Below are 24,908 nucleotides of genomic sequence, written 5' to 3' on the forward strand. Positions count from 1 at the left end.
ATTACGATGACATCGGTTTTTTCAGCAAGCAAAGTAGCCCTGCAAGTTCTTCAGCAGCCAGTCGTTTTGTCCGGGCCGGCGAAGAAGACGTCTGTGGCGGATGCCATCGTGTCGATTGCCAATGGCAACCCCGCCAATAAATCTTCCGACGCGCAGGTCGGTTCCCAGCCGACGAAGGCGCAATCGAAGGTTTCCGACGATATTTTCAGCGTCAACAGTGTCGATATCACCAAGATCAAGCTCAATCTTTATAAGCGCCTGGGGCAAGAGATTGGCATCAATGAAGACGATTATGACACGCTGCCTGAGTATGGCGAAGCGATCGCTCGCCAGCTGGAACATGTAAGCCCAGCGGCCCTCCAGGAAGTCGCTCACAAGCTTGGCTTGGACAAGATGGGCGTGTCCATCCAAACCCTCGTCCAATCCATGGTTGACCCGAACGGCAAAGCGAACGAAACTTTGACCAAGGCGCTTGAGGCCTATTACAACAAGGACAGCGACGGCAAGGACAAGCAGCTTCTGGTTAAGCCGGACGATACCGGGATCTATACGATCAACAGAACCGAGTGATTTGCCTTGGTGCTTGTGGCGCTGCCAACGTTCAATCCTGTCACCATGACAACTGCGTGGCTGGATCGTCTCCGATAGGTCAGCTATACTGACATAATAAGAAGCCGCCCGGCTTGATCGGAGCGGAACTCCTCGGGAGGATCTCATGCCGCTGGATACGTTTCTGGCCCTGTTGCTGTTTGCTTTCACCACCTCGATCACGCCAGGGCCGAACAATATGATGCTGTTTGCGTCGGGCGTGAATTTCGGGTTTCGCCGGACGATTCCGCATATGCTCGGCGTCGCCATCGGCTTCCTGGTGCTGCTGCTCGCTGTCGGCCTTGGTCTCGGCGCGGTGCTGCATGAGGTGCCGGTCCTCTATACGGCGATGAAATTTGCCGGCGGGGCCTATCTCGTTTGGATTGCCTGGAAGATCGGTACGTCGCGCAGCCTCGCCGAGAAGAGTGAGGATGACGTTGCGCCGATGTCCTTCCTGTCGGCAGCGGCTTTCCAATGGGTCAACCCGAAGGCCTGGGTCATGGCGGTCACGGCGATGGCCACCTATACGATCCCCCAGATCTATCTCGTCAGTGTGTTGATCGTCGGGCTTGCCTTTGCCGCGGTCAATTTCCCGAGTGTCTCGACCTGGGCCGGCTTCGGCTCGGCGCTGCGCAACTGGCTGTCCGATCCTGTTCGCCTGAAATGGTTCAACATCAGCATGGCGGTTCTGCTCGTGCTCAGTCTTTGGCCGATGCTAAAATAGCGCGATCGAAGGCTTGTTCAGCATCAGCCAGAGAATGCCGATCACCGCGAAGAAGGCCGGAAAACCGCAGGCGAACCAGATGCGGTAGAGGCTGAAATAGGCCGGCGGCAGCGGCAGGCCTTTCGCCGCCGAGGCGCGGGCGAGGTTGCGCAGGCGGATCTGGATCCAGACCACAGGCAGCCAGAAGACGCCGGTCACGACGTAGAGCAGCAGCGACAGCGCGATCCATCCTTCCTCCAGCGACCAACCGATATTTTGGGCGAGCAGATAGCCTGTCACCGGCTGGAGAATGGCTGCCGTCGCCGTGAAGACCGTATCGGCGATCACGACGGTTTCGGCCACATGGGCAATCAGCTTCGGGTCGCGGGTGCGATGCGCCATGACCATGAAGAAGGCGATGCCGGCGCCGGTGCCGAAGAGCACGGTCGCGCCGATGACATGCAGCAGCAGAAGAAACCCCACCGGCATCAACGCTCCTCCAGGATCGCAAGCGTCATCAAAGTCAAAAGCAGCGAGGGGATTACCTTAACCAGCGGCCCCAGCGGATCGAGCCAGAGGGAGGGCTCAAGCAGGGCGCCGCCGGCGAGATAGGCGAGCGTCGTTGCGATCATTCCGTAGAGCGCGAGGCGCGAAAAGGGTTTGACGAGAACACCCGCGCCGAGTGCGATATCGAGCAGGCAGGTCACGACGGTCAGCAAAATGGCTGAAGTCTTCGGCATGAAGGCGAGGAAATGTGCGGCTGCAGCCATCGGCGAAAGCAGAGGGATCAGCCCGGACAGCAGCCAGAACAGCGACAGGCCGCCAATGGCAAGTGGCTTGAGCAGGTAAAGCCGCGCAAACCACAGATCCTGGACGGCGGATGGATTGGCATCAAGCGTTTTGGCTGCCGTCTTAAGCTTCAGGTCGAAAACGGGTTGGGCAGTCGGTCGGCTGACGACGCCTTCGGACATGATGGCCATCGCCGTCGATCGCAACGGCGAGCGCCAACCGAGCCGACCGGCCATATCGGCAAGCCAGGTGATCGGCCGCGCCAGACTTCCGGAAATGGGGATCACATGGGCGGGCGGCAGGCCGAGCCAGCGGCGATGGAGCAGGACGAGATCGGCAAGCTTGGACACTTCGCCACTCGCAAGGTCGATGTCCATACCCTGTTGCAACCGACCGTCGACAGCGCTGCTGACCACGGCTGCGACATCATCCACCGCGACCGTCTCAATGGGGCTTGATGCATGAACCAGCGGAAGGATGAGGGGCAGGGCGGCAAGCGAGCGCAACAGGGCGGTTCCGCCATGCGCATTGCGGCCGATGACCAGTGCCGGGCGCAGGATCACATGCGGCAATCCAGATGCAGCAAGGGCGCGATCGGCGTTGCGCTTTGTTGCGAGGAATGGACGATCGCTGCCGGCGCCATCCGTGCGGGCTGAAATCTGGACGACCAGTCTTATGCCTGCGTTCCTTGCTTCGGCGTAGAGCGCAAGCATCGCTTTTTCCTGCGCGGCAAAGAGATCGTCCGACAATCCGTCCTGCAGCGCGCCGGCGCTGTTTACGACGGCATCGCAGCCTTGCAATGTCTGCCGCCAGTCCGAAGGCTCTGTCATTGCCGCGAGATCGGCCTTGATCCAGGAAATTGACGGTTGCTTGATCCCGGCACGGCCGGGGCTACGCGAAAGCCCCATCACATCATGCCCGTCGCCGAGCAGTCGCGCGGCGATCGTCGAGCCGATGAAGCCTGTGGCACCGAGAATCAGGATTTTCATGGAGGGCAAGCTAGCGAAGAATGCGTTACCATGTGGCAAATGCCGCCGATGGCGGCAGCGCATTCGAAGGCATCAAGGCGCTTCCTTGGCCGTGGTCTTGAGCCCTGCGATCATGATGTCGACGAGACGGCTTGCCGCCGCCTTCCAGTTGGAATCCGGCGCGACGTTTGCGACTCCAGCCACCGCACGCAGAAGGTCGAGAGGATCCATGTCGAGCTTGATCTCGCCACTTGCGATGGCGCGGGCAGTCAGCATTTCGATCCCCTGCCTAATCTGGGTGCCTGAAGCGGCGTAGAGATCCGAGGTGCCGCCGACAAGCGAATTGAGCGCCGCGAACATTCCATGCTTCGTGGCGATATAGTCGATGAACACAAGCAGCCATTCCCGCAGCGCCTCGGTGGGCGGATGCGTGGCCGCCAGCCTCTCGGCGGCGCGGGCGAGCTGCTCGGTTTCATTGCGATAGACAGCTGAGATCAACGCGTCGCGGTTCGGGAAGTGGCGATAGAGCGTGCCGATCCCGACCCCTGCGGATTGCGCGATCTCCTCGAGGCTCGCGTCAGCGCCTTTCTCCGCAAAGGCGGTCTTTGCGGTCTCGAGCAGGCGCAGTCGGTTGCGTTCGGCATCTGCACGCGGCTTGCGGGGGACGGGTTGCTCGATTTTTTTCGTCACACTACACGATGACCCATTGATAAACGGAGGGTGCCTCCGTATTTAATCGGAGGCACCCTCCTCTTATTCCATTCGGGGGCGAGGGACAATGGTCCACCGCGATGGGTGCCGACTACGTCCACATGTGAAGGAGATTTTCATGACGGGACTTTTTGGAGCCACTTCCACGACTGACGATGTACTTGCCGGTGTCGACCTCAGCGGCAAACGCGTGCTGGTGACAGGCGTTTCGGCCGGCCTCGGCGTCGAGACGGCGCGGGCGCTGGTCGCGCACGGTGCGCAGGTTGTCGGTGCAGCCCGCGATCTTGCCAAGGCAGAGGCTGCGACGGCAGCGGTTCGCGCGCTGACCGCCAATGGCGGCAGCCTCGAACTGATAGAACTCGACCTTGCCTCTCTGACGAGCGTTCGTGCCTCTTCCCACGCACTGCTGGCGGACAAGCGGCAGTTCGATATCGTCATTGCCAATGCCGGCGTCATGGCAGCGCCGTTCGGCCACACGGCCGATGGCTTCGAGACGCAATTCGGAACCAACCACCTTGGCCATTTCACCTTCGTCAACCGTATTGCGCCTTTGATCAAAGAAGGTGGCCGGCTGGTCAATCTTTCTTCGTCGGGCCATCGCTTCGCCGATGTCGATCTCGACGATCCGAACTTCGAGCACGCGGCCTATGATCCCTGGCTCGCCTATGGCCGGTCGAAGACTGCCAACATCCTGTTTGCCGTCGAATTCGACCGCCGGCACAAGGAGCGCGGCATTCGCGCGACTGCCGTGCATCCCGGCGGCATCCGCACGGAGCTTGCGCGCCACCTCGAACCGGGCACGCTGGAGGCCATGGTCAGCAAGATCAATTCCGATCTCGCGGCCGAGGGCAAGCCGAATTATGAGCTGAAGTCGGTCCCGCAGGGTGCGGCCACATCCGTCTGGGCCGGCATCGTCGCTCCCGCCAACGAAGTGGGCGGCAAATATTGCGAAAATTGCCATGTCGCCACCATCGCGGAAGGCCAAATCGGCCCTACGGTCGAAGGCGTTTATGCGTATGCGCTCGACGGCGACCGCGCCAAGGCGCTCTGGGCGAAGAGCGAAGAAATGGTCGGCGAGCGTTTCTGATAGCCCTTACGATCATTCTGAGCTGCGGTATCCGTGAGGGTACCGCAGTCGACTTGTGGTGACTTAGGGAGTTCTTGCGAGCGCTATCCCGCAAGAACCCGCTTGGCGGAGATGGAGCGAGCGCTTAGGATGGCGCTCTGTTTCGGGGAGGGCGGCCTTGCACCACGACGACGACCACGACGCTCATGATCATCACCATCATGACCATGACAACAGCTATTCCGACATGCAGGCCCGTGTCCGGGCACTTGAGACGCTGCTCACGGAAAAGGGACTGATCGACCCTGGTGCCATCGACGCGATTGTCGAGACCTATGAAACGAAGATCGGGCCGCGAAACGGCGCGCAGGTGGTCGCGAAGGCCTGGAGCGATCCTGATTTCGCCGAATGGCTGAAGCGGGATGCGACGGCGGCAATCGCAAGCCTCGGTTACACCGGTCGGCAGGGCGAACACATGCGCGCCGTTTTCAATACGCCCGAAACCCATAACCTTGTCGTCTGCACGCTTTGCTCCTGTTACCCGTGGTCGGTGCTCGGCTTGCCGCCGGTCTGGTACAAGGCGCCGGCCTATCGCTCCCGTGCCGTCATCGATCCGCGTGGCGTGCTGGCCGAATTCGGGCTGACGCTAGCGCCGGACAAGAAGATACGTGTCTGGGACTCGACGGCCGAGCTGCGCTACCTCGTCATTCCCGAGCGGCCGGATGGAACCGATGGTTTCAGTGAAGAGCAGCTGGCGGGTCTGGTCAGCCGCGACGCGATGATCGGTACTGATATCGCCGGGCGTCAGGAGGCGGGCGCATGAACGGGCCGCATGATCTTGGTGGGCAGATGGGCTTCGGTCCCGTTGCGCTCGAACGAAACGAACCTTACTTTCATGCGGATTGGGAAAAGCGGGCGCTCGGCATCACGCTATCCTGTGGCGCCTTCGGTGCCTGGAACATCGATGAAAGCCGGCATGCGCGCGAAAGCATTCCGCCCGCCGATTATCTTTCGGCCAGCTACTACGAAATCTGGATTCGCGGCATCGACATGCTGCTGGAGCGTCATGGTTTCGCGACGCCCGAGGAATTGGCCGAGGGGCGCGATCTGCTGCCCGGCACCGCTCCAAAACGGGTGCTGAAGGCCGAGATGGTGCCGGGCGTTCTTGCCAAGGGCGGCCCTTGCGACCGGCCGGTCGAAACCGCGCCGGCTTTCGCCGTCGGCGACCGCGTGCGCACCAAGAATTTCAACCCCACCACTCATACCCGCCTGCCGCGTTATGCGCGTGCAAAGACAGGGGTGGTCGAGGCTGTGCCGGGCTCTTTCGTGTTCCCCGATGACAATGCCCATGGCAAGGGCGAGAACCCGCAATGGGTCTATACCGTCGTCTTCGACGCACCGGAAATATGGGGCGAGGGAGCCGATCCGTCCCTGACGGTATCGATCGATGCCTGGGAGAGCTATCTTGAGCGTGTGTGAGACCGCGTCACCGCTCAGGGACTCGCCGCAGCTGCCGCGATCGACCGACGGAGAGCCGGTGTTTCCAGAACCCTGGGCCGCCGAAGCTTTCGCGATGACCGTGCATCTTCACGAGCGCGGTCTCTTCAGCTGGCCGGAATGGGCGGAGCGTCTGTCAGCGGAATTGCACAAGCCCGATAGAGCGGAGGATGGCAGCGATTATTTCGACTGCTGGGTCGCCGCCCTTTCCAGCCTTCTGGTCGATCGCGGCGTGACGGATGGGCAAACCATTCGGGCGCTGCAGGAAAGCTGGCAGCGCGCGGCGGAGGCAACACCGCACGGCAAGCCGATCCTTTTGGAGAACGATCCGCAGCGCTGATTTCTGTTTGGTTTCTCGCAATTCCGGACGCAAAAGCGCTGCACGCTTTTGCTGGAATTGCTTCACGAAGACGGAAACTGCTTGTAGCATTCCTCCGCCACCTGCCTAAGCATGTCGCGCGAGATCTCGCCCGTAACCGCATAGCCGATATCGCCGTCGATCCAGTAGAAGGTATCGAGCGTGCCTGCATTGGCGAAGCGGAAGCTCGTCGTCGTGTTCAGCTTGTTGCGGCCGACGAGAACGGTGATGCGCTTGCCGGACGCGTCCTCATACATGAAGAGCGCGCCGGGCGTGCCGTTGACAGGCAGCAGCCTGCCGCCGACGAGCTGGAAGCCGAGCGTCTTTAGGCTCGGGACCTTGAGATCGGCGATGTTCAGCCGCTTGCCGAGCCAGGTCGCAAGATGCGGTTCCTGGTCAGCGCCGACCTCGACGGGATGGCGGACTTCGCTCGCGTAGACGAGGAAGGCCGATTGCGCCTGGCGCGGCAGCGCCTCGATGCTTGCAAGCTGGATCTCTGGGCGGCCCAGCAATTGCGGACCGTAATGGCCAGCAGCCGCACCCGCCAGGAAGACTACGACAGTGGCCGCGGCTACAGACAGACGCCGGCTCAGCCTGCTGCGATCCTCGCGTCTCTGGCTGGTGACAAGGAGGCGGTCGCTGTCCTTCGTTCGGGCATAGGGTGCAAACAGCATCTTGATTTCGGCATTCTGGGCCTTCCAGCCGGCGACCTTGGCGGCCTCTTCCGGATTGTCCGAGAGCCAGGCTTCCAGTCGTGCGTTTTCGCCGGGCGGCAAAAGCCCGTCTGCAAAGGCATGCAGGTCCGCTTCGGTCACGGTTGGGTTTCGTTCGTTCATTTCGGTCTCCGAAGCGTCACGACATTGTCGGAATTCATCAGGTCGCTCAGCCGCTTGCGCGCGCGCGACAGGCGCGACATCACGGTACCGATCGGTATGTCGAGCATGGTGGCGACGTCTTGGTAGCTGTAGCCCTCGACGACGATGAGCATCAGCACTGCGCGATTCTCCTCCGGCAGCGTGTTCAGTGCGATCTCAAGCCGCGAGCGTTCCAGCGGATCGGCATCGATCTCGGGCGAGGGCAGGTCGGTGCTGTCGTCCAGATCGACAAAGGTTCGCCCACCCCGCTGGCGCAGGCCGTTGCGATAGAGATTTGTCATGATGGTCAGCACCCAGCCGCGCAGGTTCAATCCGCGCCATTGGCCGCGCCGCATCAATACTTTCTCGACGCAATCCTGCAGCAGGTCTTCGCCATCGATATCCGATCGCGTCAGGCTGCGGGAATAGCGCCGCAGCGAGGGCAGGAGCGCAAGCACCTGCGTCTCGAAAGCATCGGGCGCGGGGGAAGTGCCCCCCGCAGCCCTGTCGGTCCAATCAGGGCCGTGCGACATCCCATACGCCCTTGAAGCCGTCGCCGGCAACGTCGCCGGCCTTGGTGTCCTTGACGAAGAAATAGAGCGGCATGCCGCCCTTGGCCCACTGCATGGAGCCGTCCTTGCGCTTGATGATCGAGTAACCGTTGCCGGCCTTGGCCTTGGCGTCCGCCATCAGCGGCGGCCAGGCCTTGGCGCAATCATCGTTGCAATTGGACACGTCCTTCTTGTCGTTCTTGAAGGTGTAGAGGGTCATGCCATTCTCGCCGGCAAGAACCTTGCCCTTGGAGGTTTCGACGGTCTTAACCGGTTCGGCGGCGAGGGCTGCGGTTGCGGCAGCGGATGCCAGTATCAGGATCGGCAGAAATTTTACGGCTTTCATGGGGGCTGTCTCCTCGGTTGCAAAGGGCTCGCAATGTGCGGCGCCGGACATGAGACACGGTTTGCTGCGATTTTATTCCCGGCCATTCCAGAGTTTTTGGTGATCGTCTGACCCTTTAAACCCTCGCTGCTACGGGTTCCACTTTGCCGCAGGTTTCCGGGAAAATGCCGACGGCGCAACCGCAATCCATCAGGGCTTCGTCTGCGACCTCGATGAACAGCCGCCTGAACCATTGCGCGCGCGGATCCGTCTCGTCTATGCGCCGATAGAGCATCGTCACCGGAATGGCCGGCAGGTCGAAGGGCGGTGCGGCGACGGCGAATCCGTGCAATTGCGCCATGCAGCGGGCGATCGATTCCGGAATGGTTGCGATGACAGGCAGGCGGCTGAGCGTCATCGGCAGGGCCGAAAAGCGCGGTACTGCAGCGACAACGCGGCGGCAGCAGCCAACTGCCCGGGCAACAAGGTCGATATCCGCCGTTGTGCCCTCGAAAGAGACGGCCACATGCGAGGCTTTGGTGAATTCCTCCAGGGTGAGCGGCGTCTTCAGCTGGAGTTGTTTCGGATCGTAGATGCAGAGCGATTTCTGGTCGAAGAGCGGCGCGCGGACATGCCAGGAGGCCGGCTCGTCATGGACGGCCACGCTGAAATCATAGAGCCCATCGTCGAGCATTCGCCCGCCGTCGCGCTTTTCCGACGCGAGACCGACCAGCCTGGCGTTCGGCGCCAGCTTGCTCAGCCTTGCCGCGAGCGGGCCGAAGAAGGCGGATTCGAGATTGTCGCACATGCCGATGCGGAACTCGCCTTCCCAGGTCGAGGGGTCGAAATCGAGCGGCGGGCGGATCGCGCGCTCGATGCCGGACAGCGCATCCTCGATGGCAGGGGCGATGGAAAGCGCGCGTGGCGTCGGCTGCAGGCTGCGACCGACCCTCACGAAAAGCTCGTCATCGAGCGTCTCGCGCAGACGGCGCAAGGCAGCCGAAAGGCCCGGCTGGCCGAGGAGCAATCGCTCGGCAGCGCGACTGACATTGCGCTCCTGCATCAGCACCGAAAATGCGAGCAGGAGGTTGAGGTCGACTTTGCGGAGGGCGGCGTCATTCATCATTGTGAGTAATACCTGACATGGATACTATCAATTTGCAATAGGGAAGGAAGATGTACATTTTCTCGTTCCCTGCCGTTTTCACCTCCCAGGCGGCAGCATCAAAAGGAACGATTTCGATGACCCTTTCCAAATCCCAAGGTGGGGCAGGGCTGGCATTGCTGCTGCTCTGCGCCGCCAACTTCCTTGACGCCATGGACGTCTCGACCATCGGCGTTGCTCTTCCCGCGATCCAATCCGAACTTGGTATGCCGGCGACCTCACTGCAATGGGCCGTCAGCGCCTATGTGCTCGGCTATGGCGGCTTCCTGCTGCTTGGCGGGCGCGTGGCCGATCTTTTCGGCCACCGCCGCGTCTTCCTCTGGTCGCTCGGTGTCTTTGCGGCCGCAAGCATTGCTGGCGGTTTCGTCGATAGCGGCACGACGCTGATTGCTGCGCGCCTGATCAAGGGCATTGCAGCGGCCTTCACCGCGCCAGCCGCGCTCGCGCTGCTGCTCTCCGTGTTCGGCGAGGGCGAAAAGCGGGCGAAGGCGCTCGGCGTCTTTGCCTCGACGGGCGCGGCCGGCTTTGTTCTCGGCATGGTGCTCGGCGGCGCCGCCACGCTGATCAGTTGGCGTGCGACCCTGGTCATGGGCGCGCCGGTGGCGATCCTCGCGCTTGTCGTCGCTCCCTTTGTCCTTCCGAAAGATCATGCCCGGACTGGACACCGACCGCGCTTCGACTGGGCCGGCGCGATCACGATCACGCCCGGACTGCTTCTCTTCGTCTTCGGCATCACCAATGCCGCCGCTGCCGGCTGGGCAACATTCCCGACATGGGGTTCGTTGCTGGCGGCGCTGGTGCTGATCCTGCTCTTCCTCAGGGTCGAGTCACGTCATGCCGATCCCATGGTGCCGCTTGCGATATTCCGGCGGGCAAAGCTCAGCCATGCCAATGCGCTCGCAGCCCTTTTCCAGGGCGTCTATGTCGGCTTCCAGTTCATCGCGACGCTCTATTACCAAAACGTCTTCGGATGGTCGGCATTTACAACAGGCTTCTGCTTTGCCATCGGCGGAGCCTGCGTGATGTTCCTCGCTCCGCGTTTTGCGCTGATCGCGCAGAGCCGCGGCGCCACGGGGCTGATGACATCAGGCGTCGGCTTGCAGGCGATCAGCTATATCTTCTGGGTCGGCGCTTTCGGGCAGATCAACCCGATCGTTCTCGTCGGCGTGTCGCAGCTGTTGCTCGGCGTCGGCTATGCCATGACCTATCCCTCGGTGCAGGTGGCAGCACTGTCTGATGCCGACGACGAGCAGTCCGGGCTCGCTTCGGGGCTGCTCTTTGCCTCCTTCCAGATCGGCGGCGGCATTGTGCTTGCGGCGGCTTCGGCGATTTTCGCCGCAGCTCCTGATTTCGGCTGGAACGCCTATGTTGCCGGGACGGCCTTCGTCGCTGCGCTCTCCGTTGCCGTGACGTTGCTCGCCGCGCTCGGACCGCGGACATCGGCTGCAGCCACCTTGCAAGACGACATTCGCCAGGCTGCAGAGTAACGACGACATGCCCGCATCTCTGGATGCGGGCATCCTTGCTTGATTGCAAAGGTTTCGGATCGAGGCCGGTTCGAAGGATTTCTTCCTTGCCTCCGTCGCCCGAATCCTGCCAAGTCGCAGGATGCAATTTGCCCCTCAACAGGATGAAGCCCTCAAGGCCGTTTCGAAATGGCTGAAGGAAGGGCGCTCGCCGCTGTTTCGCCTTTTCGGCTATGCCGGAACGGGCAAGACGACGCTTGCCAAGCATTTTGCCGAGCATGTCGACGGCGAGGTGCTGTTTGCAGCTTTCACCGGCAAGGCAGCGCAGGTGCTACGCTCACGCGGCGCAAGCAACGCCAAGACCATTCATTCGCTGATCTACCGGCCGCGCGGCGAAGAGGCTGTCGAGGACGAGGAAACCGGCAAGACCTCGATCGCGCCGATGTTCACCATCAACCGGCAGAGCCCGGTCGCCAAGGCCGCGCTGATCATCATCGACGAATGCTCGATGGTGGACGAGGCGCTCGGCAAGGACCTGATGAGCTTCGGCACGCCGATCCTGGTGCTTGGCGATCCCGGACAGCTGCCGCCGGTCTCGGGGGGAGGGTTCTTCACGAATGAGGAGCCGGACTACCTGTTGACGGATATCCATCGCCAGGCCCGCGACAACCCGATCATTAAGCTTGCCATGCAGGTGCGCGAAGGCAACGAGATCGTGTATGGCGACTACGGCACCGCGCAGGTCATCTCCAAGAACGAGGTGACACAGCCGCTCGTCATGGACGCGGATCAGGTGCTGGTCGGTACGAACAAGACGCGGCGGCGCTACAATCAGCGTTTGCGCGAATTGAAGGGCTTCACGACCGACTATCCGCAATCCGGCGACAAGCTGGTCTGCCTGCGCAACGATCCGGCAAAGGGCCTTCTCAACGGCTCGCTCTGGCAGGTAATGACGTCGTCGCGGGAGACGACGAAGCCCGGCATCAACCTGCTGATCAAGCCTGAAGACGACGACATGGATCGGGGCGCTGCCAAGATCAAATTGCTGAAGCAGGCATTCGAGGATGTGGACGGCGAAATCCCCTGGTCCACGCGCAAGCGTTACGACGAGTTCGACTATGGCTATGCGCTGACCGTGCACAAGGCGCAGGGTTCGCAATGGAACAATGTCGTGCTGTTCGATGAAAGCTGGGCATTCCGCGATACCCGTGAACGCTGGCTTTATACCGCAATTACCCGGGCGGCCGAGACGCTGACGATCGTGCGCTGACACATTGACGGGATGGCTATTCCGTCTTGACGATGCCGAGCAATACGGCCTTGGCAACGGTCTGGAAGCGATTGCTCGATCCGAACTTTTTGATGACGGATGCTTCTAGGGCCTGGGCTTCCTCGGTCTTGATATCCAGCGCCTTTGCAATTCTGGCGGGCGTCAGACCTTCCACCATCTTTTCTAGACAGCGACGCTCCTGATCGGTCAAAGCCGAGGGGTCGCGATTGTCATTCAGCCGCTCCGTTTCGGCGACGCTGTTGTAGTCGAGGAGGTCGTTTACTTTCTGCATCTGCCGCTGGATTGTCGTGGCCTCGCCGCCGAGTTCGCGCTTGCGCGCGTAGAGCGCGGTGTGGAACACCTCTTCTGCGTCTTCCTGTGTTTCTGCCCGATGCAGCTCTTCCATCAATTCCTGGATGACGGCGATGGGCATTCCTGTTTCGCGGCAGACGTTGATGACGGCCATACGCAGCACGTCTTCGATGCCGTAGACGCGCATCAACCCGATGCGATCGGCCGAAATCAGGCCCTTCTCTTGGTAGAAGTGCAATGTCCTGTGGGTGACGCCAAAGGCGTTTGCCATATCGGCAATGGCAATCGGCCCATTAGGGAGCTCCGGCGGCAGCGCTGCGGCGGGCAAGAACCTGTACCTCGCCCGGGCTTCCGAGGCGAGTTTGGCGGCAGCAAACAGACGTTTGGAACCGTCAGGCATATACCCCTCCTTAGGATATTGTCTTCTTCACCTCATGTCCTTTCCCCTGCCGGCCCGACTGCCTTGTCCAAGGCAAACGAACATCCTCGGCGCTCCCAAGGGAAGGCCGATGCGGCATAGGCTTTCGATTCATCATCGCGCAGAGCTGGGTTCAGCTCCCCCGAGAACGCTGAAAACGCTTACCCTGAAACGGGATAGCCTTCGTCGCAGACCTTCGCTCCTACCATCGGCGGTCTGCAAATAACCGATCATCGACATAGGAGGCTATCTGCTTTTGCCTGGATTAGGAATCGCCCGAAGGAGGTAGCATCGCGCTGAACCCCCAGAGAATGCGGGTGACATCATCAATCTTTTGCATGAGTTGATATCGGAAACTCGTTGGCCTCGGGGCCTCTCTTGGCATAAAAGCGAGGTACCTTCCGTTTATGCAATATGGACGTCGCTATGCCAGCCAAGCTCTCCGTCAATGTTAATGCCATCGCCATGCTGCGGAACCGGCGCGATCTGCCCTGGCCGAGCATCGAGGGCCTCGGCCGTATCGCGCTCGATGCCGGCGCAAGCGGCCTGACGGTGCATCCGAGGCCCGACCAGCGCCACGTTCGTTTCTCCGATCTGCCGGTCATTCGCGCGCTGATCGACGATGAATTTCCCGATGCGGAATTCAACATCGAAGGTTACCCAACCGACGAATTTTTCGACCTTTGCGCCGGTGTCGAGCCGGAGCAGGTAACGCTTGTGCCCGACGATCCCTCGCAGGCGACTTCGGATCACGGCTGGGATTTCCGCAAGCACCGCGATTTCCTCAGCCGCGTGACCGAGAAGTACAAGAAGATCGGGTGCCGCGTTTCCCTCTTTGCGGATGGCGACGGCGACGCGGAGGCAGTGGCGATCGCCAAGGAGATTGGCGCGGACCGTATCGAGCTCTACACCGGCCCCTATGGCGGCTGCTTCGATGCGCCGGAGCGCGCTGCTGTCATCCTGGAAGCGCTTGGAAAGACTGCGGATGCGGCAACCGCAAACGGACTGGCCGTCAATGCCGGGCACGACCTGACGGTCGCAAACCTGCCGGCGCTGCTCAAGCGCGTTCCGCAAATCGCGGAAGCTTCGATCGGTCATGGACTGACGGCCGATGCGTTGGAATATGGCATGGCGGAAACAGTGCGCCGCTTCCGCCGGGCCTGCGGGCAGAAGGTTTGATCGGCCCGAACGGCCGATGGCTTTTCGTCATGCTCGGGCCTGTCCCGAGCATGTGCCACGTTCCATTTTGTTGATATGCTGCAGATCCTCGGCACGAGGCCGAGGATCACAAAAAACGTTGGCTCAGCGGCGTACAATCAGCCAGCCAGGACGGCCTTGCGCTCCTCGAGGAAGCTCTTCAGCGTCTGCGGCTCCCTGCCGGTCAAAGTCTTGAAATCGCCGCTGACCACATCGAAGTTGCCGGCGCGGATATTGGCATCGGCGGAGACCAGCATGTCGACGACGAATTTCGGCAGGCCGGCACCGGTCAGGCCGGCGGCGAGCTGTTCGTCGGTGACATTGATCACCTGCGGCGGCTTGCCGACGATTTCGGCGACGGTGGCGGCAATGTCCTCGATCGACAGCGACCTGGCGCCTGTCAGCGTGTAGGTGGCGTTGCCGGTTGATGAGGAGGCGAGTGCGGCGGCGATTGCCAGAGCGCAGTCTTCACGCGAAATGTAGGGAGCGCGGCCGCCATGGGCCGCCGTATACCAGCTGCCGACCTGCAGATTGTGCGGCAGCGACAACATGAAATTGTCCATGTACCAGGCATCGCGCAGGATCGTATAGGTGATGCCGCTCGCCTGGATGGCCTGTTCGGTGCCGAGATGGTCCGGGGCGAAAGTGACGAGCGAATTGTCCGGGCTCGGCATGGAAGTGTAAAGGATATGCTTCACGCCGGCCTTTTTCGCTGCCTCGATCGCTGCCTTGTGCTGGGCAAGACGCTTGCCTGGCGTGTCGAGGCTGTCGGTGCTGATGATCAACAGGCGATCAATGCCGGCGAAGGCGTCGGCGAGCGTGACGGCATCGTCGAAATCCGCCTTGCGGGTAACGACGCCCTTGGCCGCGAGATCGGAAAGCTTTTCCGGACTGCGGGTGGCCGCGACAATGTCCGCTGGCGCGACCTTGTAGGTTTCCAGGAGATGATGGATCACGCGCTGGCCGAGCTGACCGGCTGCGCCGGTAACGAGAAGTTTGTTGCTCATGGGGCTTTCCTTTATCTACGGCCGATTGGCCGCTGTTTCTGGTCTCAAAAAGAGACTAGCACTAGAATAGGAATTGACGTCTTGCTGTAAAGAAGGCAGTTTTTGCGCTCTACGTTACCAAAAGGGAACCTACATGGCCGCCTCTGTCGTCAATCTGCGTAACAAGGCTGAAACGCCGGTGCGAACGGTTGAGTTCAGCAAGCTCGATTTCACCAATTGCCCGGTTCGTGATCTCATTGCGCAGATCGGAGGCAAGTGGTCGACCCTGCTTTTGGAGGCGCTGGCGCAGAAGCCCTATCGTTTCGGGGAATTGCGGCGCATGGTGCCCGATATTTCGCAGCGCATGCTGACGCAGACGCTGAGGGACCTACAGCGGGACGGCTATGTCGAGCGGGAAGTCTTTCCGACGAAGCCGCCGAGTGTCGAGTATCGCATGACCGATCTCGGTCGGTCGCTCTATGGGCCGCTGGCGCAGCTTCTGAACTGGGCCGAGGCCAATCACGATGCCGTTCGCGCGGCCCGCAAGAAATTTGACGAAACCGAGAAGTGAGAGGCGCCGCCGAAGTCCTGCGCCTCTCTGATCACATTGTTACCTGCGGCGAAGTTCCGTTGCGAAGAACAGCAGGGCGACTGTCGGGAAGCAGAAGCCGATCCAAGCCGTGAGCGTCCAGCCGCCGGTCGCAAAGGCCCAGCCGCCGATGGCCGAACCGAAAGCGCCGCCGGCAAAGAAGGTGGCCATGAACAGGCCGTTGAGGCGGCTGCGATGTTCCGGGCTCAGCCCATAGATCGCACGCTGGCCACAGACGAGATTGGTCGTCACGCCGAAATCGAGCAGGATGGCTGCCGCGGTCAGCAAAAGCAGGGCTGAAAGCGAGCCGCTGGTGGCGAAATGACTGAGCAGGAACGATCCCATTCCGAGCAGCATGGCAAGGGTGGTGGCGATCTGCGTCAGACCACGGTCGGCAAGCCGTCCGGCAATCGGCGAGGCGATGGCGCCGGCAGCGCCCGCCAGTGCGAAAAGGGCGATGCCGTTCTGCGAGAGGCCGAAGGCCGGGCTTGCCAAGAGCAGCGGCGAGGTCGTCCAGAAGAGGCTGAAGGCGCCGAACAGGCAGGCCTGATAGAGCGCCCGGCGCTGGAGCACCCGGCTGTGTATGGCCAGGTGTCCCATCGAGGCGAGGAGCTGGCCATAGTGCAGCTTTGCCTGCGGAACACGCGTCGGCAGCACGGCGCGCAGGATGACGGCCAGCACGATCATGACCACGGCCGAGACGATGTAGACGGTCTGCCAGGAGGAGGCTTCGGCAACAAAGCTTGCAAACGGGCGGGCGAGCATGATGCCGCAGAGCAGGCCACTCATGACATTGCCGACCACGCGGCCACGCGACGCATCAGGCGCCATATTGGCGGCAAAGGGAACAAGCACCTGAACTGCGACCGACGACAGGCCGATGCAGAGCGACGCAAGCAGGAAGATACCGGGCGTGGTCGAAACCGATGCGCCGATCAGCGCGATTGCCGAGACGACGGTCAGGACGAGCACCAGCCGGCGGTTTTCAAGCAGATCGCCGAGCGGCACGATCAGCAGCAGCCCGAGACCGTAACCGATCTGCGTTAGCGTCACGATAAGGCCGGTCGCAGCCGGCGAAAAGCCGAGTTCGCGGCTAATAGGGCCGGCGAGCGGCTGGCCATAATAGAGATTTGCGGCCACGAGCCCGCAGGCTGCGGCGAACATGAAAGTGAGCCACGGCGATATGGTCGGCTCCGAGACGGGTGCGGCCGTCTCCCGCGCTTGTGCGGCAGTTGCGGTCATAAGATGCTCCTTGGCGATAGAAGTGGAGCCCAAGGGGCTCCAAAATTATTTTCGAAAATCAGTTCAGTAATTTCATTGCGGTTTCGGCCACAGCCTTCATTTCCGCGTGACTGCGATCGGTCTTGCCGACGATGCGCATGCCTTTCATGAGGCAAAGCAAAGTGCGGGAGACCGCTTCTGCGTCGACATCTGCACGGATGGAACCGTCGCTCTGGCCAAGCTTGATCAAGTCGACCATGACGCGCTCGTCGGTTTCAAAGGCAGCCGCGACACGCCTTGCGGCTTCCTCATCGAAGAGGACCATATCCGTGGCGCTGTTGACAACGAGGCAGCCGCGCCGGCCCTCGACCCCGTGCGATGCGTTTGCATAGACCTGGAGCATGGCGAACAGGCCATCGCGTCCCGTCTCTGCCTTGCTCACATCATTGCGCAGGACGCCGAGGCGCACCGAGCGATATCGATCAAAGGCGGCCAGGAACACTCCACGCTTGTCCTTGAAAGCCTTGTAGACGCTGCCTGATGTCAACCCCATGGCCTCGGTCAGCTCGCTGATCGAGGTTGCATGATATCCACGCTCGGAAAACACACGGAGCGCCTGGTCGAGCGCTGCGTCCATGTCGAACTCACGGGGGCGTCCCCGAAGCTTTCCGGTGCTGGAGAGAGTTGTCGTCATGACTGAATGATTAGGGAATGATCGTTTCCAAATCAACCGAAATTTTGCGATGCAGCAAAATATTCACAAGCGGCGAGTGGTGTCGCGGGTCAGAGACCCAGTCCTGCGGTTGAGTTCGGCACTCTGTTTTTAAGCCGGAATCAGCCTTGAGTTGTGCAAATTCGTCCGAAGCAAAAGGGAATGCGATGCGGTAACAGGCGGCAATAGAATGTGACGGCGTCGGCGCCGCAGACGAGGAACTTTTCCGAATCCGGGATCGTTTCAGGTTCGCAGCACGGAGATTAACATGGCAAAATATCTCGCGGCATCTGAAGAGACCGGCCCCGTTGAAATAGTGGCTCCTTCCACCGAACCTCTCTTCAGGAGACGCAGGTTTCTCAGGGTATTCTGGACGATGATCTCGATCGTGTGGGTGGTCGCCGTCGCGGGCCTCATTGCGAGCTCGATGCTTTCCTGAAGATGAAGGCCGACCGACCTTATCAGGCGCAATCGTCGTTGCGCGTTCCTGCTATCGTGTTCAGCAATTCCCAACCTGTAAAGCCGGCGTCAGGCGCGCAAATTCTACTGCGTCAGCAACTTGGACTGAGGATCGTTCTGCAAGCTATCGCCGACGTCGGTTGCCTTTTTCTGGGTGATCGGGTGTTCGACGGCGTTCAGGGGAGCCGCAATCGTGGTGGCCGTCACGGCGCCAACGGTCCGGGCCGTTCCGCCGATGACCGCGGCCACGCCTTCGCCGAGCGAGATGTTGGAATCCGTCAGCTTTTGTCCGACCATCAGCCGCTGGCCGATCAGCTGGACGATCTCGGGGCTCTCGGCGAACTTGCCATGGTTCAGCCTGTCGCCGGTCCTGACCTTGGTGAGGTCGATCGCGGTGATGCCGGCTTCCTCAAGCTTCGTGCGGTAAGGCTCTTCGGCGGGATTGATGCCGCCGAGACGCGCGACGCGACCGGTGATGAAGCTCGATGCCGCGAGCGCCTTGTCGTCCTGGGACACGAAGATCGTGAATTTCGGCCGCGGCGTTCCCATCTCGACATACTGCTTGGCAAAGACCTGGATGTCGATGTCAGGAGAGGCGAGGATGACGTCGCGGATCTTCGAATTCACATGGCCGTCGCGGATGCCCATCTGCCGCAACGCTTCCATCGCCAGCCACGTCCCCATCGAATGGGCCAGAATGGTGATGTCCTTGACATCCTTGTCCTCCGAGAGGACGCGCAGCGCCTGCTCAAGCGCGCTACGGGAATAATTGGTGCTTTCCTTGTCATATTCATAGGCAAAGAGGCTGGCGCGCGACGGCCAGGTGAAGAGGACAGGCGTCGCGTGCATGCCTGAATCGTGGACGATCTGTGCGAGGCGGAAGACCGAATCCTCGTACTTGTTGTTGAAGCCATGGATGAAGACCAGCGCGTGGCCGCCCTCCAAGTGCTGCCTGAACCAGGCGCGGCCTTCGGCACGCGTATCGAGCTGCTTGACGCGGGTGACGGCGAAATCGGTTGCCGGATTGGGCGGAAGGCGCCTCGGCCACTGGACGGTGCCGGCCTCGCGCTTCGGCGGGATCGAAACCTCGATATCCGTCAGAAAGGGCTTGGGACTGCGCTCGCCGTTGAAGAGCGTCGCCGGATTACCGCTGGGCTGCCGGTTGGTCGCAACCAGCATCTCGACCTGCGACGTCTTCGGCGTGGCCGCCGTCAGCGCGACGGGCGTCATCACGCCGCTTGGATGACCGCATCCGGACAGGACGAACAAGGCGGCTAGAACGAGCTTCTTCGGCATAGGCGCTCCGACGGTCGTGGTCGGCACAACCTAGAGGACAAGGCCGAAGATACAAGTGCGTTACGGCAACACCTGTAAACTCTCTTTGTCTAATATAGCTCGTTCTGGTGCCGCGACTATGCGGCGTTGGTTGCCCTCATGGGTTCGTCCTCAAGGGCAAAGGCAACAGCCGCCTGCGCGTGGATCGTTGTCGTGTCAAAGCCGGGTAGGGGCAGCGCTTTCGGATCCAGGATCAGGCAGATCTCCGTGCAACCGAGGATAACGCTGTCGGCGCCTACCGCCTTGGCGCGTTCGATAATCGCCATCAGCTTTTCGCGCGAACTGTCGAGGATAGTGCCTGCGCAGAGTTCGTTGAAGATGATGTCATGAACGATGGTGCGATCATCGGACTGCGGCACAATGACGGAAATGCCGTGACGGTCCATGCGCTCGGTATAGAAGCCGTGCTCCATCGTATAGCGGGTCGCAAGCAGCAGCGGACGGGTCTTACCTGAAGCCTTCAAGGCGGCGGCGGTCTCGTCGATGATGTTGATGACCGGCACGGAGATGTGGGAAGCCACGTCATCGGCGATCAGGTGCATGGTGTTGGTGCAGATCAATACGCAATCGGCGCCGCCGATCTGCAGGCGAATGGCAGCATCGCCCAAGCGCGCGGCGGCGTCGCTCCAGCGCCCGGCCTTCTGCAGCGCGACCATATCGGCGAAGTTGACCGAATGCATCAGCAGTTCAGCGGAGGCGAGGCCTCCCAGGCGCTCGCGGACCATCTCGTTGACGAGCCGATAGTAGACCGCCGAACTTTCGAAGCTCATGCCGCCGATAAAGCCGATTGTGCGCATTCCGGTATTTCTCCTCCTTGGACTTGAGTGACCGTATCATGTCGCAATTCACTTGCGCAGTGTTTGCATTTTTTGTGTATGCTTATGAGAAATGCGCAAAATTTTGCGCTGTCTTTTATTTGTACGCAAATTCTCGGCGCGAGGTGATGCCATGCTTGATGATCGCGATCGCAAGATTCTCGACTTTTTGCAGAACGATGCGGGCATTTCGGTGACCGACCTTGCAGATCGGGTCGCCCTTTCCGTTTCAGCCTGTTCCCGGCGCATCCAGCGGCTGGAAGAGAGCGGCCATATCGCGCGGCGGATCGTCGTACTTGACCGCGAGAGAATGGGCGTTCCGACGACAGTCTATGCGCTGATCAAGACGGCGCACCATTCCGATGACTGGATCGAGGACTTTCGGCGGGCGATCAGCGACATTCCCGAAATCGTCGAAGCGCATAGGTTGACGGGCAATTACGACTATATCCTGAAAATCGTGCTGCCGCGGGTCGAGCAATATGACGTTATCTACAAGACGATCGTGCGGCGGGTGGAATTGTTCGATGTCGCCGCCTCCATCTCGATGGAGGAACTTAAGAGCGGGATTGCCATTCCCGTCAGCTATGCGAGTTGAGCTTCGGAATATCGGAGCAACAGCCGCCAAGATGGGCAGGGGTGAAAGACGGTGTCTACATGCGGTGCCACGGTTCTTTTTCGATTGTGAAATGCCCGGATACAACCGATTAACGAATCCATATTTTTGTCGTAACTTTTGGTTGACTTTGAGGTGAGGCGAGACTATATGTACGGTATCGAGTTTTGCTTGCTGAGCTTTGGTTACCGCGCGACTAGCACCGCGCCTTGAACGAACCTTCCCTTTCAAAAATCGCTATCTCCATCTGCAGCGCTTTGGTGCCGCGGATTCCTTCAATATTGCTATGAAAGGGTTCATCATGACCACTGGCACAGTTAAATGGTTCAATTCCACCAAGGGCTTCGGCTTTATTCAGCCCGATAACGGCGGCGAAGACGCCTTCGTTCATATTTCTGCCGTCGAGCGCGCTGGTATGCGTGAAATCGTCGAAGGTCAGAAAATCGGGTACGAGCTTGAGCGCGATCAGAAGTCGGGCAAGATGTCCGCCTGCAAGCTTCAGGCCGCTTAATTGATATCTGCTTTCCTTTGACCACGGATGTACTGGCACTGCTGAGAGCACGATATCGACCAAGGTCAGGCTGAAACCGCCTGACCTTTTTTATTGCCGCCGTTTGGCGGTCTATCTGTCAGGATAAACATGACACAAACACAAAGCAGATCTCGCCAGCAGGCCGAGGTAGCCTTTGCCGAAGCGCAATCGGAGTTCTTCGCGCGGGGCCGCGCGGTCGACGAACTCGATTCTATCGCGCAGGCCCGCGAGGAAAAGACGTTGCGGTTGCGGACCCTCCGCCTTGCCAAGGAAGAGGAAGCACAGAAACGGGCCACCGCTGCCCTGATTTCCAAACGCAAACCCAAACCCAAGATTTGACCATCTGGTCGACTTCCAGCAAAGCGAATGATTTGAAAAACTCTAGAAGCAACGATCTTTCGGACCGCCTTGGCGCATCTGCCCAGGCAAAAGCTGCACTTCTTCAAGCCCATCGTTCTGCCAAAGAAGCCGCGGAGCCAACGCGTACGGAGAGGCAGGCGGAGCGGCTTGCAGTCGCCGCTGCCAGAGACGAGCGACGCGCAGACCGAGAGCGGCAGAAAATAGCCGAGCGGACACGTCTCGAGGTAGAGGCCGCAGAGCATCAGGCCGCCATAAATGCGGCTGCCAAGGCCGAAATTGACGCACGCAAGGCGGCTGAGGAAGGCCGTATCTCCCGGGTGATCGAGGACGAGGCTGCCCGAAAGGCCGAACGTGATCGGCGTTATGCCAATCGGAAGGCCAGACAAGCCTGACTTCCGTTCGAGCACGGACGCGGCCGGCAACAAATTCGATGGGAACCCGAATGTTGTCTCTCAGATTCCGCTGAAGTCGATTATTCTTATCTGATCCAAAATGACTGTTGCCGGCGCAATCCTGCCTCCGCCGCCTTCCGGTCGATGCTATGTTAGCCAGGTTCAGAATTTGAAAATCGGAGACCGAGACCGCCATCAAGCTTGCAGAGTAGCCATGCGCAAATACAGGTTGATTGCTGTGGCAGCCTGCTTACCTTGTTTGCGGGGGGACAACACGAGGAATTTCCATGCAGGAACATCATGTTGTCGTAGTCGGTGGCGGTTTTGCCGGATTGCAGCTTGTCAACGATCTGAAGGGGGCCCCGGTACGAATCACTCTCGTCGATCGTCGCAACCATCATCTGTTTCAGCCGCTGCTCTATCAGGTCGCCACGACCTTGCTTTCGACCTCGGAAATCGCCTGGCCGATCAGGAGCCTGTACGGCGACCGCCCCGAGGTGACAACGTTGCTCGCCGAGGTCGTCGGTGTCGATCGCGAGGCGCGCACGATCAAACTCAAGAACGGTCAGACCATCTCCTACGACACGCTGGTGCTGGCGACCGGCGCGACGCATGCCTATTTCGGCCATGACGAATGGGAGCCCGTCGCGCCAGGACTGAAGACACTCGAGGATGCGACCACGATCCGCCGCCGCGTGCTGATCGCCTTCGAGCAGGCGGAGCTGGAAACCGACCCCGCCGTTCGCGACGCTCTGTTGACCTTTGTGATCGTGGGTGCCGGTCCGACGGGTGTCGAGCTCGCAGGCATCATCGCAGAACTGGCGCACGTCACCCTGCCGAAGGAATTCCGCAGGATCGATACCAGGAAGGCGAAGATTATCCTTGTCGAAGCCGGTCCGCGGGTTCTGCCGAGCTTCGTCGAAGACCTGTCGGCCTATGCGCAGCGGACGCTGGAGACGCTTGGCGTGGAGGTCCGCCTCGGTCATGCCGTCACCAACTGCACTGCGGAAGGCGTGACAATGGGCGAAAGCTTTGTGCCGTCGAGGACGATCGTCTGGGCAGCGGGGGTGCAGGCCTCGCCTGCCGCACATTGGCTCGGCGTTCCCGCCGACCGCGCCGGCCGCGTCATCGTCGACGCGCAACTGAGGCCTCCCGGTGCGGACAATATCTTCGTCACGGGAGATACGGCACTCGTCATGTGGGATGGCAACAAGCCGGTACCGGGCATTGCGCCCGCGGCCAAGCAGCAGGGCGCCTATGTCGCCAAGGTCATTCGTGCCCGCCTTGCGGGGCAGGCCGAGCCCGGCGCCTTCCGCTATCATCATCAGGGGAGCCTTGCGACGATCGGCAAAAGCTCGGCGATCATCGATTTCGGCTGGATCAAGCTCAGGGGCTGGATCGCCTGGTGGATATGGGGCATTGCCCATATCTACTTCCTCATCGGCACGCGTTCGCGCTTTGCGGTCGCATGGAGCTGGCTCTGGATCTATCTCAGCCGCCAGCACAGCGCGCGGCTGATCACGCAGAAGGAAACGATGCGCGAGAATTAAAAAAGGGCGGCTCGCAAGGGCCGCCCTTTCCGCATTCGATATAGTGACGATCAAGCTGCCAGCGAGGCGATGTCGATGACGAAGCGGTAGCGGACGTCGCTCTTCAGGACACGCTCATAGGCTTCGTTGATCTCCTGCATGTTGATCTTCTCGATCTCGGCAACGATGTTGTGCTTGCTGCAGAAGTCGAGCATTTCCTGGGTTTCCTTGATCGAGCCGATGCCTGAGCCGGTCAGGGCCTTGCGGCCGCCGATGACGGAGAAGGCGTGGACCGGCACCGGATGTTCGGGAACGCCGACCAGGACCATCGTGCCGTCGATCTTCAACATGCCCAGATAGGCATTCCAGTCGATGACAGTGCCGACCGTGCAGATGATCAGGTCGAAAGTGCCCGCGAGCTTCTTGAAGGTTTCGGCATCGCTCGTTGCATAATATTCCTTGGCGCCGAGCTTCAGACCGTCTTCCTTCTTCGACAGCGACTGAGAAAGAACGGTGATGTCGGCACCCATGGCAGCGCCGATCTTGACGCCCATATGGCCGAGGCCGCCCATGCCGACGATTGCGACCTTCTTGCCGGGACCTGCCTTCCAGTGAGCGAGCGGCGAATAGAGCGTGATGCCGGCGCAGAGAAGCGGAGCACCGGCGTCGAGCGGGATATTGTCCGGGAAGGAGAGGACATAGCCTTCCTTGACGACGATCGAGTCGGAATAGCCGCCATAGGTCGGCGTTACGCCGTCAGCCTCGAAATCGTTGTAGGTCTGGATGCAGCCCGGCAGGTACTGCTCGATGTCGACATTGCGCTCAGGCATGCCGACGCAGGAATTGACAAAGCAGCCGACGCCGACATGGTCGCCAACTTTGAACTTAGTGACCTTGGAGCCGACGGCGGAAACCACGCCGGCGACTTCATGGCCCGGCACCATCGGATATTTGGAATTGCCCCATTCGTTGCGGGCCTGGTGAATGTCCGAATGGCAGAGGCCGCAATATTTGACCGAGATGACGACGTCGTCATCGTTCGGTTCGCGGCGCTCGAAGGTGAAGGGTGTCAACGGCTTGGATGCGTCCGTCGCAGCATAGCCTTTTGCAATAGCCATCTGAAT

Annotated in this window: 30 protein-coding genes; 16 read left to right on the plus strand and 14 right to left on the minus strand. The window is 60.6% G+C overall.

Going from position 1 to position 24,908, the window contains the following annotated elements; all coding sequences use genetic code 11:
* Positions 1 to 6: 6 nt before the first annotated feature.
* Both EV561_RS21090 and EV561_RS21095 read left to right on the plus strand, forming a co-directional pair.
* A complete protein-coding gene (locus tag EV561_RS21090; protein ID WP_132524279.1) occupies positions 7 to 570 on the plus strand; it encodes a hypothetical protein in 564 nt (187 codons plus the stop codon).
* Between the two features lie 145 nt (positions 571 to 715).
* The gene (locus EV561_RS21095) at positions 716 to 1,312 is read left to right on the plus strand and encodes a LysE family translocator (RefSeq protein WP_132524280.1); all 597 of its coding nucleotides are present in this window, start codon (positions 716 to 718) and stop codon (positions 1,310 to 1,312) included.
* Here EV561_RS21095 and EV561_RS21100 read toward each other — a convergent pair.
* The 3 genes from EV561_RS21100 to EV561_RS21110 form a co-directional block, all read right to left on the minus strand.
* Complete coding sequence (locus EV561_RS21100) at positions 1,304 to 1,780, minus strand: DUF2269 domain-containing protein (protein WP_132524281.1); 477 nt, start codon at positions 1,778 to 1,780, stop codon at positions 1,304 to 1,306. The two genes, EV561_RS21095 and EV561_RS21100, sit on opposite strands and share 9 nt — an antisense overlap.
* Positions 1,780 to 3,069 carry an SDR family oxidoreductase gene (locus EV561_RS21105; RefSeq protein ID WP_132524282.1) on the minus strand — a complete coding sequence of 430 codons (1,290 nt, stop codon included), beginning with the start codon at positions 3,067 to 3,069 and terminating at the stop codon, positions 1,780 to 1,782. Before EV561_RS21105 ends, EV561_RS21100 begins: the two co-directional genes overlap by 1 nt.
* Positions 3,070 to 3,141: 72 nt before the next feature.
* Positions 3,142 to 3,738: a TetR family transcriptional regulator gene (locus EV561_RS21110; protein WP_132524283.1), complete on the minus strand. Its 597-nt coding sequence runs from the start codon at positions 3,736 to 3,738 to the stop codon at positions 3,142 to 3,144.
* A 139-nt stretch (positions 3,739 to 3,877) separates the two neighbouring features.
* On the opposite strand from EV561_RS21110, the gene EV561_RS21115 reads away from it, so the two are divergent.
* The 4 genes from EV561_RS21115 (at position 3,878) to EV561_RS21130 (ending at position 6,662) form a co-directional block, all read left to right on the plus strand.
* The gene (locus EV561_RS21115) at positions 3,878 to 4,846 is read left to right on the plus strand and encodes an SDR family NAD(P)-dependent oxidoreductase (RefSeq protein WP_132524284.1); all 969 of its coding nucleotides are present in this window, start codon (positions 3,878 to 3,880) and stop codon (positions 4,844 to 4,846) included.
* Positions 4,847 to 5,003: 157 nt separating this feature from the next.
* Positions 5,004 to 5,648, plus strand: a complete 645-nt coding sequence (gene nthA, locus EV561_RS21120; RefSeq protein ID WP_207910569.1) for a nitrile hydratase subunit alpha — start codon at positions 5,004 to 5,006, stop codon at positions 5,646 to 5,648.
* The gene (gene nthB, locus EV561_RS21125; protein ID WP_132524285.1) at positions 5,645 to 6,304 is read left to right on the plus strand and encodes a nitrile hydratase subunit beta; all 660 of its coding nucleotides are present in this window, start codon (positions 5,645 to 5,647) and stop codon (positions 6,302 to 6,304) included. Before nthA ends, nthB begins: the two co-directional genes overlap by 4 nt.
* Positions 6,291 to 6,662, plus strand: a complete 372-nt coding sequence (locus EV561_RS21130) for a nitrile hydratase accessory protein (protein ID WP_132524286.1) — start codon at positions 6,291 to 6,293, stop codon at positions 6,660 to 6,662. The genes nthB and EV561_RS21130 overlap by 14 nt, the downstream gene beginning before the upstream one ends.
* Before the next feature lie 62 nt (positions 6,663 to 6,724).
* Here the strand turns inward: EV561_RS21130 and EV561_RS21135 are convergent, their stop codons facing one another.
* The 4 genes from EV561_RS21135 to EV561_RS21150 form a co-directional block, all read right to left on the minus strand.
* On the minus strand, positions 6,725 to 7,516 hold the full coding sequence (locus EV561_RS21135; RefSeq protein WP_132524287.1) for an anti-sigma factor: 792 nt from the start codon (positions 7,514 to 7,516) through the stop codon (positions 6,725 to 6,727).
* Positions 7,513 to 8,067, minus strand: coding sequence for an RNA polymerase sigma factor (locus EV561_RS21140; protein ID WP_132524288.1), 555 nt, complete (start codon positions 8,065 to 8,067; stop codon positions 7,513 to 7,515). The genes EV561_RS21135 and EV561_RS21140 overlap by 4 nt, the downstream gene beginning before the upstream one ends.
* Positions 8,051 to 8,431, minus strand: coding sequence for a hypothetical protein (locus EV561_RS21145; protein WP_132524289.1), 381 nt, complete (start codon positions 8,429 to 8,431; stop codon positions 8,051 to 8,053). Before EV561_RS21145 ends, EV561_RS21140 begins: the two co-directional genes overlap by 17 nt.
* 115 nt (positions 8,432 to 8,546) lie before the next feature.
* Positions 8,547 to 9,536 carry a LysR family transcriptional regulator gene (locus tag EV561_RS21150; protein ID WP_132524290.1) on the minus strand — a complete coding sequence of 330 codons (990 nt, stop codon included), beginning with the start codon at positions 9,534 to 9,536 and terminating at the stop codon, positions 8,547 to 8,549.
* Positions 9,537 to 9,652: 116 nt separating this feature from the next.
* Here EV561_RS21150 and EV561_RS21155 point away from each other — a divergent pair, with 116 nt between their 5' ends.
* Positions 9,653 to 11,062, plus strand: a complete 1,410-nt coding sequence (locus tag EV561_RS21155; RefSeq protein WP_132524291.1) for an MFS transporter — start codon at positions 9,653 to 9,655, stop codon at positions 11,060 to 11,062.
* Between the two features lie 121 nt (positions 11,063 to 11,183).
* Positions 11,184 to 12,311: an ATP-dependent RecD-like DNA helicase gene (locus tag EV561_RS21160; RefSeq protein ID WP_132524292.1), complete on the plus strand. Its 1,128-nt coding sequence runs from the start codon at positions 11,184 to 11,186 to the stop codon at positions 12,309 to 12,311.
* A gap of 16 nt (positions 12,312 to 12,327) precedes the next feature.
* Here EV561_RS21160 and EV561_RS21165 read toward each other — a convergent pair whose 3' ends face one another.
* Positions 12,328 to 13,023 carry a MerR family transcriptional regulator gene (locus tag EV561_RS21165; protein WP_132524293.1) on the minus strand — a complete coding sequence of 232 codons (696 nt, stop codon included), beginning with the start codon at positions 13,021 to 13,023 and terminating at the stop codon, positions 12,328 to 12,330.
* 444 nt (positions 13,024 to 13,467) lie between these two features.
* Here EV561_RS21165 and EV561_RS21170 point away from each other — a divergent pair, with 444 nt between their 5' ends.
* Positions 13,468 to 14,220, plus strand: a complete 753-nt coding sequence (locus EV561_RS21170) for a pyridoxine 5'-phosphate synthase (protein ID WP_132524294.1) — start codon at positions 13,468 to 13,470, stop codon at positions 14,218 to 14,220.
* 137 nt (positions 14,221 to 14,357) lie between these two features.
* Here EV561_RS21170 and EV561_RS21175 read toward each other — a convergent pair whose 3' ends face one another.
* Positions 14,358 to 15,245, minus strand: a complete 888-nt coding sequence (locus EV561_RS21175; protein WP_132524295.1) for an SDR family oxidoreductase — start codon at positions 15,243 to 15,245, stop codon at positions 14,358 to 14,360.
* Positions 15,246 to 15,378: 133 nt separating this feature from the next.
* Between EV561_RS21175 and EV561_RS21180 the strand changes: the two genes are divergently transcribed.
* Positions 15,379 to 15,795 (plus strand): helix-turn-helix domain-containing protein, encoded by a 417-nt coding sequence (locus EV561_RS21180; protein WP_132524296.1) that lies wholly within the window; start codon positions 15,379 to 15,381, stop codon positions 15,793 to 15,795.
* A 39-nt stretch (positions 15,796 to 15,834) separates the two neighbouring features.
* Here the strand turns inward: EV561_RS21180 and EV561_RS21185 are convergent, their stop codons facing one another.
* Together EV561_RS21185 and EV561_RS21190 are read right to left on the minus strand one after the other, a co-directional pair.
* Entirely contained in the window at positions 15,835 to 17,055 is a 1,221-nt protein-coding gene (locus EV561_RS21185) for an MFS transporter (protein ID WP_132524297.1), read from the minus strand.
* Positions 17,056 to 17,113: 58 nt separating this feature from the next.
* Positions 17,114 to 17,728, minus strand: coding sequence for a TetR/AcrR family transcriptional regulator (locus tag EV561_RS21190; protein ID WP_132524298.1), 615 nt, complete (start codon positions 17,726 to 17,728; stop codon positions 17,114 to 17,116).
* Between the two features lie 286 nt (positions 17,729 to 18,014).
* Between EV561_RS21190 and EV561_RS37255 the strand changes: the two genes are divergently transcribed.
* Positions 18,015 to 18,185, plus strand: a complete 171-nt coding sequence (locus EV561_RS37255; RefSeq protein WP_165927870.1) for a hypothetical protein — start codon at positions 18,015 to 18,017, stop codon at positions 18,183 to 18,185.
* A 104-nt stretch (positions 18,186 to 18,289) separates the two neighbouring features.
* On the opposite strand, the gene EV561_RS21195 is transcribed toward EV561_RS37255, so the two are convergent.
* Positions 18,290 to 19,501 carry an alpha/beta hydrolase gene (locus tag EV561_RS21195; RefSeq protein ID WP_132524299.1) on the minus strand — a complete coding sequence of 404 codons (1,212 nt, stop codon included), beginning with the start codon at positions 19,499 to 19,501 and terminating at the stop codon, positions 18,290 to 18,292.
* A 116-nt stretch (positions 19,502 to 19,617) separates the two neighbouring features.
* Entirely contained in the window at positions 19,618 to 20,337 is a 720-nt protein-coding gene (locus tag EV561_RS21200; RefSeq protein ID WP_132524300.1) for an aspartate/glutamate racemase family protein, read from the minus strand.
* Between the two features lie 151 nt (positions 20,338 to 20,488).
* On the opposite strand from EV561_RS21200, the gene EV561_RS21205 reads away from it, so the two are divergent.
* The 5 genes from EV561_RS21205 to EV561_RS21225 all read left to right on the plus strand — a co-directional run bounded on the left by EV561_RS21205 (position 20,489) and on the right by EV561_RS21225 (position 23,805).
* The gene (locus EV561_RS21205) at positions 20,489 to 20,953 is read left to right on the plus strand and encodes an Lrp/AsnC family transcriptional regulator (protein WP_132524301.1); all 465 of its coding nucleotides are present in this window, start codon (positions 20,489 to 20,491) and stop codon (positions 20,951 to 20,953) included.
* Positions 20,954 to 21,272: 319 nt separating this feature from the next.
* Positions 21,273 to 21,482, plus strand: a complete 210-nt coding sequence (locus tag EV561_RS21210) for a cold-shock protein (RefSeq protein ID WP_132524302.1) — start codon at positions 21,273 to 21,275, stop codon at positions 21,480 to 21,482.
* A gap of 129 nt (positions 21,483 to 21,611) precedes the next feature.
* Positions 21,612 to 21,842, plus strand: a complete 231-nt coding sequence (locus tag EV561_RS21215; protein WP_132524303.1) for a hypothetical protein — start codon at positions 21,612 to 21,614, stop codon at positions 21,840 to 21,842.
* Between the two features lie 32 nt (positions 21,843 to 21,874).
* Positions 21,875 to 22,255, plus strand: coding sequence for a DUF6481 family protein (locus EV561_RS21220; RefSeq protein WP_132524304.1), 381 nt, complete (start codon positions 21,875 to 21,877; stop codon positions 22,253 to 22,255).
* 287 nt (positions 22,256 to 22,542) lie between these two features.
* On the plus strand, positions 22,543 to 23,805 hold the full coding sequence (locus EV561_RS21225) for an NAD(P)/FAD-dependent oxidoreductase (protein ID WP_132524305.1): 1,263 nt from the start codon (positions 22,543 to 22,545) through the stop codon (positions 23,803 to 23,805).
* 50 nt (positions 23,806 to 23,855) lie between these two features.
* Here EV561_RS21225 and EV561_RS21230 read toward each other — a convergent pair whose 3' ends face one another.
* The gene (locus tag EV561_RS21230) at positions 23,856 to 24,902 is read right to left on the minus strand and encodes an NAD(P)-dependent alcohol dehydrogenase (RefSeq protein WP_132524306.1); all 1,047 of its coding nucleotides are present in this window, start codon (positions 24,900 to 24,902) and stop codon (positions 23,856 to 23,858) included.
* Positions 24,903 to 24,908 lie beyond the last annotated feature (6 nt).

The organism is Rhizobium sp. BK376 (genome assembly GCF_004341625.1).
In the GTDB taxonomy this organism is placed as follows: domain Bacteria; phylum Pseudomonadota; class Alphaproteobacteria; order Rhizobiales; family Rhizobiaceae; genus Rhizobium.

Bases quoted from the DNA above. Each gene is read 5' to 3' on its own strand.
- EV561_RS21090 (WP_132524279.1), top strand. From the start codon at position 7: ATGACATCGGTTTTTTCAGCAAGCAAAGTAGCCCTGCAAGTTCTTCAG.
- EV561_RS21095 (WP_132524280.1), top strand. From the start codon at position 716: ATGCCGCTGGATACGTTTCTGGCCCTGTTGCTGTTTGCTTTCACCACC.
- EV561_RS21100 (WP_132524281.1), bottom strand. From the start codon at position 1,780: ATGCCGGTGGGGTTTCTTCTGCTGCTGCATGTCATCGGCGCGACCGTG.
- EV561_RS21105 (WP_132524282.1), bottom strand. From the start codon at position 3,069: ATGAAAATCCTGATTCTCGGTGCCACAGGCTTCATCGGCTCGACGATC.
- EV561_RS21115 (WP_132524284.1), top strand. From the start codon at position 3,878: ATGACGGGACTTTTTGGAGCCACTTCCACGACTGACGATGTACTTGCC.
- nthB (WP_132524285.1), top strand. From the start codon at position 5,645: ATGAACGGGCCGCATGATCTTGGTGGGCAGATGGGCTTCGGTCCCGTT.
- EV561_RS21135 (WP_132524287.1), bottom strand. From the start codon at position 7,516: ATGAACGAACGAAACCCAACCGTGACCGAAGCGGACCTGCATGCCTTT.
- EV561_RS21140 (WP_132524288.1), bottom strand. From the start codon at position 8,067: ATGTCGCACGGCCCTGATTGGACCGACAGGGCTGCGGGGGGCACTTCC.
- EV561_RS21145 (WP_132524289.1), bottom strand. From the start codon at position 8,431: ATGAAAGCCGTAAAATTTCTGCCGATCCTGATACTGGCATCCGCTGCC.
- EV561_RS21150 (WP_132524290.1), bottom strand. From the start codon at position 9,536: ATGATGAATGACGCCGCCCTCCGCAAAGTCGACCTCAACCTCCTGCTC.
- EV561_RS21155 (WP_132524291.1), top strand. From the start codon at position 9,653: ATGACCCTTTCCAAATCCCAAGGTGGGGCAGGGCTGGCATTGCTGCTG.
- EV561_RS21160 (WP_132524292.1), top strand. From the start codon at position 11,184: ATGCAATTTGCCCCTCAACAGGATGAAGCCCTCAAGGCCGTTTCGAAA.
- EV561_RS21165 (WP_132524293.1), bottom strand. From the start codon at position 13,023: ATGCCTGACGGTTCCAAACGTCTGTTTGCTGCCGCCAAACTCGCCTCG.
- EV561_RS21170 (WP_132524294.1), top strand. From the start codon at position 13,468: ATGCCAGCCAAGCTCTCCGTCAATGTTAATGCCATCGCCATGCTGCGG.
- EV561_RS21175 (WP_132524295.1), bottom strand. From the start codon at position 15,245: ATGAGCAACAAACTTCTCGTTACCGGCGCAGCCGGTCAGCTCGGCCAG.
- EV561_RS21180 (WP_132524296.1), top strand. From the start codon at position 15,379: ATGGCCGCCTCTGTCGTCAATCTGCGTAACAAGGCTGAAACGCCGGTG.
- EV561_RS21185 (WP_132524297.1), bottom strand. From the start codon at position 17,055: ATGACCGCAACTGCCGCACAAGCGCGGGAGACGGCCGCACCCGTCTCG.
- EV561_RS21190 (WP_132524298.1), bottom strand. From the start codon at position 17,728: ATGACGACAACTCTCTCCAGCACCGGAAAGCTTCGGGGACGCCCCCGT.
- EV561_RS37255 (WP_165927870.1), top strand. From the start codon at position 18,015: ATGGCAAAATATCTCGCGGCATCTGAAGAGACCGGCCCCGTTGAAATA.
- EV561_RS21195 (WP_132524299.1), bottom strand. From the start codon at position 19,501: ATGCCGAAGAAGCTCGTTCTAGCCGCCTTGTTCGTCCTGTCCGGATGC.
- EV561_RS21200 (WP_132524300.1), bottom strand. From the start codon at position 20,337: ATGCGCACAATCGGCTTTATCGGCGGCATGAGCTTCGAAAGTTCGGCG.
- EV561_RS21205 (WP_132524301.1), top strand. From the start codon at position 20,489: ATGCTTGATGATCGCGATCGCAAGATTCTCGACTTTTTGCAGAACGAT.
- EV561_RS21210 (WP_132524302.1), top strand. From the start codon at position 21,273: ATGACCACTGGCACAGTTAAATGGTTCAATTCCACCAAGGGCTTCGGC.
- EV561_RS21215 (WP_132524303.1), top strand. From the start codon at position 21,612: ATGACACAAACACAAAGCAGATCTCGCCAGCAGGCCGAGGTAGCCTTT.
- EV561_RS21225 (WP_132524305.1), top strand. From the start codon at position 22,543: ATGCAGGAACATCATGTTGTCGTAGTCGGTGGCGGTTTTGCCGGATTG.
- EV561_RS21230 (WP_132524306.1), bottom strand. From the start codon at position 24,902: ATGGCTATTGCAAAAGGCTATGCTGCGACGGACGCATCCAAGCCGTTG.